The organism is Psychrobacter immobilis (assembly GCF_904846185.1).
GTDB lineage: Bacteria > Pseudomonadota > Gammaproteobacteria > Pseudomonadales > Moraxellaceae > Psychrobacter > Psychrobacter immobilis_B.
Genome location: NZ_CAJGZQ010000008.1, coordinates 13,730 through 26,892, shown reverse-complemented (window position 1 = coordinate 26,892; position 13,163 = coordinate 13,730). Strand labels below are relative to the sequence as shown.

Here is a 13,163-nt window from a genome sequence, read left to right as displayed (position 1 = left end):
TCTTTATACGTCTCACCCAACCTCAACACTCGTCACATTCTGAAAGCCTCTTGGCAACTGACCACCACGATTGCCGCGCACACCCGTATAGTTAGCCAAATCATTTGGCTTGAGTGTCACATGACGCTTACCTGCTGTAATAATCAGGCTGTCTTGCTGACTGAGAGGCGTAATGGCGAGCACTTCCTCATTCTCTTTCAATTTAATTAGCTTATTGCCTTTACCGCGTGCCTGTTCAGGTAAATCATCGAGGGCAAATATCAGCAAATATCCAGCATTGGTCACGACAGCAATATGGTCAGGCGCTACATTTGCATTGGTATTGTCACTGTCAGCATTATTAGCTGTTTCTACTGGCGCATCGATACGCGCAACAGGGAGCAAACGACTATCAGCCGCTAGGTTAATGATGTTTTTACCCGCTTTTTGATTACTATCAAGATTACCGATGGTGTTGATAAAACCATACCCTGCGGAGCTAGCGAGGATGATGCGCTGGTTGTCAGCACCCGTTAATAGCTGCTCAAAGCTAGCACCTGCTGGTGGTTTTAACACACTGGTCAGAGGATCGCCTTGACCACGAGCCGAAGCAAGGCTATGTGCGTCAATACTATAGCTGCGTCCAGTGCTATCGAGCACGTAGATTTTCTCATTGGATTTGCCACGGACGTGCGCTTGATAGCTGTCACCTGAGCGATAGCTCATGCCAGCAGCGCCAACATCATGACCTTTGGCAGCACGAATCCAACCTGCCTTTGATAGGATGGCAGTGATTGGTTCGCTCGGTACAAGGTCAGATTCTTTTAATGCTTGCGCTTCTTCGCGCTCTGCCAGTGGTGATACGCGCTCATTGCCATGTTCTTTCATATCAGCGGTCAGCTCATCAATCATCAGATTGGTCAGGCTGTCTGGATTGTCCAGATACTCTTGAATGATCGCGCGTTCGGCAGCCAGCTCATCTTGCTCGCGTCGCAGCTCAATTTCCTCTAACTTTGCCAGTTGACGCAGACGAATATCCAAAATAGCATTGGCTTGGATGTCAGTCAGGTCATAATCTTGCATCAACGATAATTTTGGATCGTCCTCTTCGCGAATGATGCGAATGACTTCATCAATATTAAGATAAGCAATCAGCAAACCTGCGAGGATATGTAAGCGCTTGTCGATTTTATCGAGGCGATATTGCAGACGACGGGTGACCACTGAACGGCGACAGATTAGCCATTCATCAAGGATTTCTTTTAGATTTTTGACCTGTGGTTTACCATTTAGTCCAATCATATTCATATTGACGCGATAATTGCTCTCAAGCTCCGTACTGGCAAACAAATGACTCATGACACGGGCCACATCGACGCGGGTAGATTTGAGCTCAAGCACGATACGGCAGGCGTTTTCGTGATCTGACTCATCATGGATATCAGTAATCCAAGGCAATTTCTTATCGGTCATTAGCTTCGCGATTTGCTCTTGGATCTTGTTGCCTGAGACTTGGTAAGGGAGTGCATCGATGATGACGAGATTCTTTTCTTTAGGGTCAATATGGAACGTTGCGCGCATTTTATAGCTACCGCGTCCAGTCTCATACATCGCTTGCAAATCTTTTTTGCTGGTGATGATTTCAGCAGGTGTTGGCAGATCAGGTGCTGGTATTGATTGCGTGAGCTGCTTAACGGACAACTCTGGATTTTTAAGCAAACGAATCGCTGCACGCACCACTTCATTGAGATTATGTGGCGGGATATCGGTAGCCATACCGACCGCAATACCGGTCGTACCATTCAATAAAATATTAGGCAGGCGGGCAGGTAGGGTGGTTGGCTCTTGCATGGTGCCATCGAAGTTATCTTGCCAATCGACCGTACCTTGCCCAAGTTCTGCAAGCAAAGTATTGGCATAAGCGGACATTTTGGCTTCGGTATAACGCATGGCGGCAAAAGATTTAGGATCGTCGGGGCTACCCCAATTACCTTGACCCGTAATGAGCGGATAGCGATAGCTGAACGGCTGCGCCATGAGCACCATGGCTTCATAACAAGCGCTGTCACCATGCGGATGGTATTTACCCAATACGTCACCGACGGTACGTGCAGATTTTTTCGCCTTTGCCGTTGATTTTAGCCCCAGCTCACTCATGGCGTAAACAATACGACGCTGGACAGGCTTTAGACCGTCAGCGATATTTGGCAGCGCCCGATCCATGATGACGTACATCGCATAGTTGAGATAGGCCTGCTCAGTGAACTCGGCGACTGAGCGAGTATCCATCGGTTCATTGGGAATAATAGGGTCAATCGTATGATCAATAACATCGGACATAAAATAGGGTTCACTTATCAGTTTTAATAGGTATAAATAATTGGTGCAAGCGTACAAATAGGATAGCGCTATCGTAAAGGATATTGGCAAAATTAAAAAGGCATAAGTCAGAATAGACGACAGGTCGTGACGTGCTGGATAATGATAAAAAGGGTACACGACGTAAATTTGTGACCTTAACAGAGCTTGCTACTGCCCTTGATAGTAAAGGTAAAAAATAGTTAACGATAAAACACTATAAAGAGTATTAATGAATAAATGTTTGCTAATAAATCGCTGAAAGATTATCGATTATTGCTATTAAGGTTTTGATAACTATGACATTATTGACCGTCAAGACAGTTTGCGAACTCAAGTAGCAATCTTTTATATTGAGTAGTCTGTATAAAGTGTGTATGTTAATGAACAGAGGGCTATTTACCGCTATATTGTTTGCTCATCACCATATGATTACCTCACAGCCAAGCTTGCTATTACGATGACAAGCCTGCGCTCTGAGTTTTTATATTTTTATCACACTGTGATTCGCATGGGTTGACGGTAGCGTACTATTACTAGGAGAGAAAAGATTATGGAAAATCACAGTAACCTAATTCGTCGTAACGATAAAGTATGGGTCAAAACTTACGAAAAGCTTGGTATTCAATACGACATTGAGATGCCAGCCGCTAATACTTCTTTAATCGATATATTTGAGCAGAATTTTACGAAGCACGCTGGCAAGACAGCGTTTGTCTGTATGGATGCAAAACTCTCCTACGAAGATTTAGATCGTTATAGCAAACAAATTGCTGCCTACTTGCAATCACTTGGGTTAAAAAAAGGCGATAAAGTCGGCGTCATGATGCCAAATATTTTGCAGCTACCAGTTGCGGTATTGGGTGTGCTGCGTGCTGGCATGACCTTGGTTAACGTTAACCCGCTTTACACCTCAAAAGAGCTTGAGCATCAGCTAACCGACTCTGATACCAAAGCGCTATTTATTTTAGAGAACTTCGCTAAAACCTATGAAGACATTGGTAAAGACTTGGTTGACCATGTCGTCGTGACGTCGATGGGTGATTTGATGAGTCCATTGAAAGGCTTTATCGTCAATATGGTCGTGCGTCACGTGAAGAAGCTTGTACCTGACTATAACCTTAAAACCAGCACCAACTTCAAAACAGCGCTGAATCGTTTCTCAGCCAAAAATTACAAACGTCCAGATAACATCTGCCTTGATGACATTGCTGTTTTGCAATATACCGGCGGTACCACAGGTGTTGCTAAAGGGGCGATGCTCACGCATGGTAATTTAGTCGCCAACCTGATTCAATGTGATACCTATCTTGGCGATGCTTTTGATAAGTTTGAAGGTATGGATGAGCAGCCAGTTATCATGACCGCCTTGCCGCTATATCATATCTTCTCATTTACCGTTTGCGGCATGTTTGGCTTATATCGCGGTTGTATCGGGCTACTGGTGCCAAACCCACGTGATGGCGCAAGCTTAATCAAAGCTTATAAAGATTATCCACCAGCGTTTTTCCCAGCGGTCAATACGCTGTTTAATGCTTTAGCAAATAGCGATCCATTTAAAGCCTTAGATCATAGCAAGCTTGAGATGTCGATGGGCGGTGGCATGGCAGTATTAAAAGACACCGCTGACAAATGGCAAAAAATTACTGGTAATGTAATCGTACAAGGCTATGGTCTGTCAGAGACGTCTCCTGTGGCGTCAGCAAACCCAGAAGGTACGGGCGAATTCTCAGGCAATATTGGTCTACCGATGCCAGCAACAGACATGGCTATCTTGGATGAAGAAGGCAATGAGGTCGCACTGGGTGAGCGCGGCGAGATTTGTGTTCGTGGTCCACAAGTGATGAAAGGCTACTGGAAACGTGATGATGCCACCGCTGAAGTCATGACGTCTGACGGTTATTTCCGTACGGGTGATATCGGCGTGATGGATGAAGAAGGCTATTTTAAAATCGTTGATCGTAAAAAGAATATGATTTTGGTATCTGGCTTTAACGTCTATCCAAACGAAGTCGAAGATGTGATGTCAGGTCATCCAAAGATTTTGGAGTGCGGTGTCATCGGTATCGAAGATGAAAAGAGCGGCGAAGTGCCAAAGATTTATGTTGTGCGTAGTGATGACAGTTTGACTAAAGAAGAAGTGCTTGCTTATAGCAAAGAGAATTTAACTGGTTATAAGCGTCCTCGTTATGTTGAGTTCATCGATGAGTTGCCGAAGTCAAATGTCGGTAAGATTTTGCACAAAGATTTGCGCGTGCTGGAAGAAAAGAACCACGGTTAATCAGCTAGCTTTCAGCGGCAGAGTATTTTTATGAGTGTCTGCTACTGTTTGTTAGGCACTCGTAAAGTCATCATGATAAGTCACCACGATACTAATGATAAAAATTAACGCTACAAACTAACGCTACGAACTAAATCTGAAAGAAACTATCAGGATGCTAAGTCGTCGTGATAGTGGTGGTTGTGATACTGGGTGTCGTGATCCAAAAATGGTAAGGTTGCTGGTATGCTGCCTTATCATTTTTTGTATTTATTGCTTTTTTTGTCGCTATGACCCAGTCAGGTAGAGATAGAGAATTTTTAGCAAAACTGCTATAGTGCTTACCGACATATTTGTCTATTTATCGACGAGATGACGTTAGTTTTGCGCTATATCTCTGATAAAACTATCAGGGATAAAGGGGTTTTTAATTCGGCAATGCCGAGTTATTGTGCTATTTATTAAGGACTTAACGTTGCGCTTTGATTGACAAAGCTTGTGAATGACAAACCTTTTTTGTTACCACGTTTTTTATTCACAAGCTTCTGCTGTCATTGATCAATCACAAAAAATAATGGTGTTTTCATTAGATTATTCTACGTTTTTAACGGTAACATTTAGGGAAAATTATGACCGACAGTATCAATAAAGAGACCACAAACGATAACGCTGCAATGAATAAAGACAGCGTATTTCCTACTATGCCGACGATAGATAGTGACAGCCCATGGTTGAAAACTTATGAGCGTTATGGCATTGATGCGACTATCGATATGCCTGATGACAATACCTCTTTACTTGATGTGTTTGAGCGTAACTTTAGCCGTTATGGGAAAAAAAAGGCCTATATTTGTATGGGTGCATCGATCAGCTTTAAGGAATTGGATTTATACAGTCGCCAAATTGCCAGTTATTTACAATCATTAGGCTTGGTAACAGGTGATAAAGTTGGGGTGATGATGCCCAACCTCCTGCAATATCCAGTGGTTGCTCTGGGGATCATCCGTGCAGGTATGGTGTTGGTCAACGTCAACCCTTTATATACCAGCCGAGAGTTATCGCATCAGCTGCATGATAGTGGCACCAAAGCTTTATTCATCGTTGAGAACTTTGCGAACACTTATCAAGAGGCGGAAGACAAAGGTCAGGTTGAGCATGTCATCGTTTGTAAGATTGGCGATATGCTAGGAACAGTGAAAGGAGCCGTCGTTAACCTCGTTGCGCGCCATGTCAAAAAAATGATTCCGGCTTATAGTCTGCCAAACAGCGTGAGTTTTAAGCACGCTTTGAATGCAGTATCAGCCAGCAAATATAAACGCCCTGATTTGAATTTAAGCGACGTGGCATTATTGCAATATACTGGCGGTACGACAGGGGTTGCCAAAGGTGCAATGCTGTCCCACGGTAACTTAGTTGCCAATATGCTACAGATTAGTGCATTGATGGACAGTGCATTTGATGATGATGTTGATGCCAATGATGTCATCCTGACGGCACTACCGCTATATCATGTATTCTCATTTATGGTCTGCGGCATGTATGGCATGTACCGAGGTTATGCAGGCTTGCTTATCCCAAACCCTCGTGATCTTGATGGTTTGATTAAAGAGATGGCCAAATACAAACCCGCCTTTATCCCTGCGGTGAATACTTTGTTCAACGGTCTAGTACACAAAGACGGCTTTGCAGACTTAGATTTCTCTAACCTAAAAGCGTCTATCGGTGGCGGTATGTCTGTCTTGCCAAGCGTGGCAAAAGAGTGGCATAAAATCACTGGTCTGCCTATCGTGGAAGGTTATGGTTTGTCAGAAACCTCACCAGTGGCTGCTTTTAACCCGATGACCATTGCTGAATTCACGGGTAAAATTGGTATTCCTGCCTCTAGCACCGATATAATACTAATCGATGATGATGAAAATGAAGTCGCATTGGGTGATCGCGGCGAGATTTGTGTCAAAGGCCCGCAGGTGATGATAGGTTATCAAAATCGTCCAGAAGAAACAGCTGAAACGTTCACTGCCAATGGCTTTCTGAAAACTGGCGATATCGGTATCATGGACGAAAAAGGTTTTATCAAAATCGTTGATCGCAAAAAAGACATGATTTTGGTCTCTGGTTTTAACGTTTATCCTAACGAAATTGAAGAAGCCATGAGCGAGCATCCAGCTGTGGTAGAATGCGGCGCTATCGGTATTCCAAACGATGACCGCGGTGAAGAGCCAAAGTTGTTTGTGGTCAAAAAAGGCGATGTGACCGAGCAAGAGTTGCTTGATTTTGGCAAAAAGCAACTGACGGGTTACAAGCGTCCGCGTCACATACAGTTCGTCGATGAATTACCAAAATCAAACGTGGGTAAAATCCTGCGTAAAGAATTGCGTAAGATGGAAGGGTTAGAATAAAGTTGGTGCTATTTCTTTGTTAAGCCAATGACTGGCTCAAGTAGCGGCGCAATAGCTCGAACGAATCTTGCTATTGCGCCGCTGCCACGTTAGGATATCTCAATATTTACGTCTGATATGGCATCCAATCATTATTTATTTTAGCTTATTAATAGTTTGCTAGATAAATGATGGTTAGCCACATAATGACAGACACCCCATTTTATGACACCGCCTTTAAAACATTGTACTAGGGATTTTTATGCGTATTGACAATCGTGAGCTTGACCAACTTCGCTCGATCAGCTTTGAGCGCCATTATACTAAGCATGCCGAAGGGTCAGTGTTAGTCAGCTTTGGTGATACCAAAGTACTATGTACTGCTAGCGTCGAGTCTGGCGTACCTCGCTGGTTGAAAGGTAAAGGCAAAGGCTGGATCACTGCTGAATATGGTATGTTGCCACGCGCGACCAATACCCGTAACCAACGTGAAGCGGCACGCGGTAAACAATCAGGTCGTACCCAAGAAATCCAGCGTTTGATTGGTCGTAGCTTACGAGCGATGATTGACTTGAGTAAGCTGGGTGAAAATACCATTTATCTTGATTGTGATGTTTTGCAAGCCGATGGCGGTACTCGTACTGCTAGTGTGACAGGGGCTGCTATTGCGCTTATCGATGCATTAGAGAGTATCCAAAAAAGCAAAAAACTCAAGGCAGATCCACTGATTGGTTTGGTCGCTGCGGTCTCTGTTGGTATGAAAGACGGCAAAGCGTATCTAGATCTAAACTACGAAGAAGATGCCAGCTGTGATACCGATTTGAATGTGGTTATGACCCAAAAAGGCGAATTTATTGAGCTACAAGGAACAGCGGAAGAAAAGCCATTTACCCGCGCTCAAGCCGACGATATGCTGATTCTTGCCGAAAAAGGCATCGCTGAGTTGATTGCCATGCAAAAAACAGCCTTGGGTTGGTAGTCCTATTGATGACTACTTGCTCATCGTATTTTCATTAAATTCTTACTTTCTTATTACTCTGTAACAGGTAGTCAAGCATGCTCAAGCTGACAGACGATGGTGCCAAAATCACGCTACAAGATCAGCCCAAAACGACTGAAGATGGCATGTTTTGGTTTGGCTCAGCATTATTAATAGGAGCAGTGGCGGTTGCTTTGGCAATGAGTCTGCTGCCTGAGCGCTTGGCTATAGGGGCATTGGCGCTACTGATTATTGGTAGTTTTATCTTTAATCGAAAACGCCAACAACAGAAAAAAGCCATGGCTGGTGTCATCAGCAGCGGCATCTTGTGGCTGCATGCGGGTGAGCTGGTGCATGACAATCAAGGTAAGCGTCAGCATATTCAGTTGACCGACGGTGATAAAGTCATGCTTATTGGTGAGCAATTACAGATTGTTGATTGTGATGATATACGCAAATACCATATTAGCGGCTTTGATAGTATCCAAGAGGCAACCGCTGCCAAAGCTATTTTGCAAGGTCAAGCATTGGGCAAGCGCCATGTGAATATCAAGATGAGTAACGATTAGCTTATTTCTTAGCTTATTACTTACTGGATTGGGCTATAAAAAACCTAAGTGGCTTTCTCTCAGCAATCTTCTATCTCAGATAATATTTTATCTGCTCAGTACTCTATCTACGCAGTATTTAATCTAAAACTGCTTATTTTATTTCTTTTTTATTTAGCGCCAGCTCTCCATCGTTCTTCTACGTGCTCCTCTTATCTAACCATTAGTCTGTGTTTTTATACCTTTTATCGGCTATTTGAGCCGAATAATGCTTGCAGCGTCATGTCTAAATGGTTTATAAGTAAGATTAGAACATCCTATTATTATGGTTTATGTTGTCATTTATATTTTATTGACAAGGAGTTGGTCATGTCGCGTTTGCCTGTGTCATTGTCTATGTCGTCGTCGGTTACCGCGTCGTGCAGTCTTTTATTATTTACCGTTGGCCTAGTAGGTCAGGCCCATGCCGATAGTATGAGTGCTCTGATCGCCCAAAAATCTGTGCAATCTGATTTTAGTGCTCGCTATACACCATCATACTCAGCGGTGCCCTCCGCGAAAGTCAGCACGCGTTCTACCATTCAACGTGCAGGAACTTATCGCTCAAATTCTGCCAGTACTCCACCAGTGATTCAGACATCCTATCGTTATCCTGAAGTAGCGCGTCAAGCACCAGCAGTGATGCCCGCTTTTTTATCGGGTAATTATGATAATGTCGATAGCGAGTATTTACCGTTACTGAGCAGTGCGGAGATGCAGAGTAGTTTGGCCGCCCGTGAAGTCGTTAGCACCGCACGCAAGATGGCGTTGAACGAGCGCGCGATCATTCAAGGTGGCTGCTGGGACTATCTGAATGCCGTGTTTAAACGCGCTGGGGTGACACGCGATACCATTCATAAAGGTACTTATGGTCAAGGTCCTTATGCCAATAGCGGCGAGATTGAAGTTGGGGATTGGCTCTATTATATCAATCATGGCTATAATGGCGTCGAGCATAGTGGACTGTTTGTCGGTTGGGTTGATGAGCGCGCAAAGCAAGCGCTGATCCTCAGCTATGCGGGCGAAAACCGCCGCGAACCTGCGCGTTACCGTGTTTATGATTTGAGTAATGTCTATCAAATCATGCGCCCTAGTGTTTAAGGTGTCATATTTATGATGTCCTGAAAAAAGCGTCCGTTACTTTAATAAGTAACGGACGCTTTTAGTTTAGAGGTGTTCAGATCTAAAAATCAGTTATGAGCATATTTACTGGATTTTAGAAGGGCTTTACTACTACTAAGATGACGATAATGACCAATGCAAACACTGGTACTTCGTTAAACCAGCGCCAAAATTTATGCGTCTTATAATGCGGATTATCCATTAGCTTTTTACGATAAAAGCCACAAGCACCGTGATAGCCAGAGAGTAGCACCACTAATAATAGCTTGACGTGTAACCAGCCTTGGGTTTTATACACCTCCCAACCTAGCCCCAACATCCATAGACCGAAGATCCATGTTGCTATCATCGACGGCGTCATAATACCGCGATAGAGCTTGCGCTCCATAATAGCAAAGCGTTCGTGGCTGATTCTGTCGTCACTCATCGCATGATAGACAAATAAGCGTGGCAAATAAAATATCGCCGCAAACCAGCAGACCATCGATATAATATGTGCCGCTTTAATCCAATTGAAATAATCTGCCATCACATTCTCTCTTACGATTTAATATTTTATCATCAATAATGTCGGCAAGCTTAGCTCAGATTATCCAATAATGGTAGCGATAAAAAACGCTACTCTGCCATCACCACTTGCGATTGATGACCACTCATCGCATCCATCACTGGCAATACTTTGGGTGCTCTTGGCGCGGCAAATTGCTTTGTTAGACCAAGCTCACGCATGAGTCTGTCATCGCCTGATTGGCTTGCATTGCCAGTAGTCAGCAGTTTATCGCCATAAAAGAATGAGTTGGCACCTGCCATAAAGGCCAAGGCTTGTTCAGAGTCGGACAAGCTTTCGCGGCCAGCAGACAAACGCACATAGCTGGTCGGGCAGCAAATACGTGCTACGGCAATAGTACGAATCCATTCAATCACTGACAGTTGACCTTCTGCCAATACTTTGTCGCCAATTGGTGTGCCTTTAATGGGCACAAGCAAGTTGACCGGAATTGACTCTGGTGCTTTGGGCATTTTTAGCAGCTCATGTACCCAATCGATACGGTCGTCACGGCTTTCACCCATACCGACGATATTGCCACTACAGACATTGATACCTGAGTTGCGCACATTGTCTATCGTATCTAAGCGTTCGTCATAGCTGCGTGTGCTGACAACTTGCTCATAATAACTGCGAGAGGTATCTAGGTTATGATTATAGTAGTCTAATCCAGCATCCGCCAGTTGAGTCGCTTGATTGGTATCTAGCATACCAAGGGTCATACAGGTTTCAAGTCCCAAGGCCTTGACTTCTTTAATCAGCTCAACCACATAGGGCATGTCTTTGGCGCTTGGATGTTTCCATGCTGCACCCATACAAAAGCGTGACGAGCCACTGGCTTTGGCACGTTTGGCCGCAGCAACAACTTTATCGACCTCTATGCGCTTCTCTGCTTGTAATTTAGTCGTGTCGCGGTGGTGACCTGACTGTGAGCAATAGCCACAATCTTCGGGGCAGTTACCTGTTTTGATCGACAACAAAGTACTGATTTGTACTTCATTGGCAGTGAAGTGCGCCCGATGTATCGTTTGCGCTTGCAACAACAAATCCATTAAAGGCAAATCAAACAGTTTGGCGATTTCTTCGCGGTTATGCTTATGGGCCATTTGTTGGCTGGCTGTGGTGGCATCCATTGCTAAGTTGTTTAAAAAGTCATTATTCAAGCCGCTGTGGCTGTTATTTTTATTATTGAACGTGTCAGTGGGGCTACTGGCATTAGGCTCTGAGATGTTAAGTAATCCTGCCATCATATAATTCCTTTTATAATAGTTTTTGAAACAATTATTTTGAAGAGAATAGTGGTTAAAAGAGTTGTGTGTAAAGCCATAAAATTTTAGATAATAAAAAAGGCTGCGATATAGTATACCGCAACCTTTTTAGAAAATCAGAGCACTGCGAAAGAGTAAAGTAACTGAGCGCTAAATAATCGTGATCTGTTTTCTTCATTTACGTCGATCTATTTACGTCATTATTTGCCAAGTTTGTGCTTAGCAACCCCAATCCAATGGTTGGCAAGTTTTTGTGCTTTATAAGCATAAGGCTTGGCTTTTTGGATATAAGGTTTACATTCTTCTGGAACAGCTGGCACGATATGCTTAGCAAGTTTATTGAACCACATCATTAGGCTGTAATCGCCTTCGATGCTGAGGTTACCCTCTTGTACAGCAGTCATAAAGGCAGGAAGATTGCCTTTGGTCAAAAGCTTAACACCTGTCATCGAATCCTTGAAATTGATGGTGAGGTCTGCTTTTTCAGCATGACCACTGTATTGGCTGAAGCTACCATTATCAAAGACAAAATAACGGGCGATATCCGCTTCAGTGCTGGCAAGCTCAATCGTCACATTGCGATCAGCAAATAGTGCTTTCACATCTTCGTTATCACTATCAGCAAGCATGGACAAACGATAGCCAATCACAGCCAATAGCACATCTAACGGATCAGATTTAATATCTAATACAGGAACAGTAAACATAATCGAACTCCTAAAGAATGAGACGCAAAATAATGCGTACTTTATAACAATTTTTGTGACAAATATATAACTAGATTATAAACGATAGAGAGGTTGCTATTCTTTAGGCGTTACGTAGAGAGCGTTAAGTATCTTGTAACATTCAATGATGTCATCTTGATTAAAACAAGTTGTTAATATTTATAAAAATGACAGTAGAAAAGAGAATAGCAACGAAAATGAATGCTCGCACTACCTATGCTAGATTGAGCGAATGTGATGGCAGGTTAATCGTAATCTTTGGACGAGATACAGTCGAATAAAGATAATGTAATACAGGCTATATAAAAGGCAAGTGAAAGTACTGCAAACAGAAAATGAGCCAACCTAACAGCGTCGCTCGTTGATATAAGTGCGACTCTATCAGTGGAAGCGTGGTTGGTAGTCGTCATCATAAACAGGCGTATGCTCGATATAGCGTGCCGCTTGCAATTGACGCTGCTGCTGAACGGATTGACTGACATCCTCGTAACGTAGTGCCCGATACAGCACCCAGCCCGCTAAAGGCAACCAACTGATACCCATGGCGATGATATAGCTGTGCCATTCTGACAGCTCTGATAGCATAGGACGACCCGCCACAATGCTTTGAATCGCCTCAACTGCTAGCCAATATGCCATACCACCAAATAGATACCAGAGCAGCCAGCGCTGTGAGGATAAGGCAAACGCCAAAATCAAGCCTGCCAGCAAGCTATAACCAAGCAGTGCCGCCGTGCTCCACGTTTCTATACCAATAACCGAAAATATAGTCAGTAACATCATTCATCTCGCTATTCATAAGGTGAATTCCAATAGGGTCATTATGAAAGTTTGGGGAACAAAGCTAAAGAGGGGACAAGCGACTTTGCGACAACCGTTGACGTTTGGTTTTTTAGCACATTTTGATGGTTTTGTATGGCAAGGTTTAAGCATAAGCGCCGCAAGGATGGGCGCTTA

The 13,163-nt window shown here is 43.6% G+C and carries 10 protein-coding genes; 5 read left to right on the top strand and 5 right to left on the bottom strand.

The window, feature by feature from the left end:
• Positions 1-12 precede the first annotated feature (12 nt).
• The gene (gene parC, locus JMW94_RS05915) at positions 13-2,319 is read right to left on the bottom strand and encodes a DNA topoisomerase IV subunit A (protein ID WP_201602865.1); all 2,307 of its coding nucleotides are present in this window, start codon (positions 2,317-2,319) and stop codon (positions 13-15) included.
• Between the two features lie 571 nt (positions 2,320-2,890).
• Here parC and JMW94_RS05910 point away from each other — a divergent pair.
• The 5 genes from JMW94_RS05910 to JMW94_RS05890 all read left to right on the top strand — a co-directional run bounded on the left by JMW94_RS05910 (position 2,891) and on the right by JMW94_RS05890 (position 9,642).
• Positions 2,891-4,618 (top strand): AMP-binding protein, encoded by a 1,728-nt coding sequence (locus JMW94_RS05910; RefSeq protein WP_055124813.1) that lies wholly within the window; start codon positions 2,891-2,893, stop codon positions 4,616-4,618.
• Between the two features lie 653 nt (positions 4,619-5,271).
• Positions 5,272-6,996 carry an AMP-binding protein gene (locus JMW94_RS05905; protein WP_413786188.1) on the top strand — a complete coding sequence of 575 codons (1,725 nt, stop codon included), beginning with the start codon at positions 5,272-5,274 and terminating at the stop codon, positions 6,994-6,996.
• Positions 6,997-7,237: 241 nt separating this feature from the next.
• On the top strand, positions 7,238-7,954 hold the full coding sequence (gene rph / locus JMW94_RS05900) for a ribonuclease PH (protein WP_045443953.1): 717 nt from the start codon (positions 7,238-7,240) through the stop codon (positions 7,952-7,954).
• 77 nt (positions 7,955-8,031) lie between these two features.
• Positions 8,032-8,523: a hypothetical protein gene (locus tag JMW94_RS05895; protein WP_055124811.1), complete on the top strand. Its 492-nt coding sequence runs from the start codon at positions 8,032-8,034 to the stop codon at positions 8,521-8,523.
• A gap of 348 nt (positions 8,524-8,871) precedes the next feature.
• Positions 8,872-9,642 (top strand): hypothetical protein, encoded by a 771-nt coding sequence (locus tag JMW94_RS05890; RefSeq protein ID WP_055124810.1) that lies wholly within the window; start codon positions 8,872-8,874, stop codon positions 9,640-9,642.
• Between the two features lie 115 nt (positions 9,643-9,757).
• On the opposite strand, the gene hemJ is transcribed toward JMW94_RS05890, so the two are convergent.
• The 4 genes from hemJ to aciT form a co-directional block, all read right to left on the bottom strand.
• Complete coding sequence (gene hemJ, locus JMW94_RS05885; protein WP_201602859.1) at positions 9,758-10,192, bottom strand: protoporphyrinogen oxidase HemJ; 435 nt, start codon at positions 10,190-10,192, stop codon at positions 9,758-9,760.
• A gap of 89 nt (positions 10,193-10,281) precedes the next feature.
• Positions 10,282-11,343, bottom strand: a complete 1,062-nt coding sequence (bioB, locus tag JMW94_RS05880) for a biotin synthase BioB (RefSeq protein ID WP_413786187.1) — start codon at positions 11,341-11,343, stop codon at positions 10,282-10,284.
• 335 nt (positions 11,344-11,678) lie between these two features.
• The gene (locus JMW94_RS05875; RefSeq protein WP_201602853.1) at positions 11,679-12,185 is read right to left on the bottom strand and encodes an SCP2 sterol-binding domain-containing protein; all 507 of its coding nucleotides are present in this window, start codon (positions 12,183-12,185) and stop codon (positions 11,679-11,681) included.
• Positions 12,186-12,587: 402 nt separating this feature from the next.
• Complete coding sequence (aciT, locus tag JMW94_RS05870) at positions 12,588-12,989, bottom strand: AciT family ciprofloxacin tolerance protein (RefSeq protein WP_227685434.1); 402 nt, start codon at positions 12,987-12,989, stop codon at positions 12,588-12,590.
• Positions 12,990-13,163 lie beyond the last annotated feature (174 nt).

Coding starts and splice junctions, on each gene's coding strand:
- parC (WP_201602865.1), bottom strand. CDS start 2,319: ATGTCCGATGTTATTGATCATACGATTGACCCTATTATTCCCAATGAA.
- bioB (WP_413786187.1), bottom strand. CDS start 11,343: ATGGATGCCACCACAGCCAGCCAACAAATGGCCCATAAGCATAACCGC.
- aciT (WP_227685434.1), bottom strand. CDS start 12,989: ATGATGTTACTGACTATATTTTCGGTTATTGGTATAGAAACGTGGAGC.
- JMW94_RS05905 (WP_413786188.1), top strand. CDS start 5,272: ATGAATAAAGACAGCGTATTTCCTACTATGCCGACGATAGATAGTGAC.
- JMW94_RS05910 (WP_055124813.1), top strand. CDS start 2,891: ATGGAAAATCACAGTAACCTAATTCGTCGTAACGATAAAGTATGGGTC.
- JMW94_RS05890 (WP_055124810.1), top strand. CDS start 8,872: ATGTCGCGTTTGCCTGTGTCATTGTCTATGTCGTCGTCGGTTACCGCG.
- JMW94_RS05895 (WP_055124811.1), top strand. CDS start 8,032: ATGCTCAAGCTGACAGACGATGGTGCCAAAATCACGCTACAAGATCAG.
- hemJ (WP_201602859.1), bottom strand. CDS start 10,192: ATGGCAGATTATTTCAATTGGATTAAAGCGGCACATATTATATCGATG.
- rph (WP_045443953.1), top strand. CDS start 7,238: ATGCGTATTGACAATCGTGAGCTTGACCAACTTCGCTCGATCAGCTTT.
- JMW94_RS05875 (WP_201602853.1), bottom strand. CDS start 12,185: ATGTTTACTGTTCCTGTATTAGATATTAAATCTGATCCGTTAGATGTG.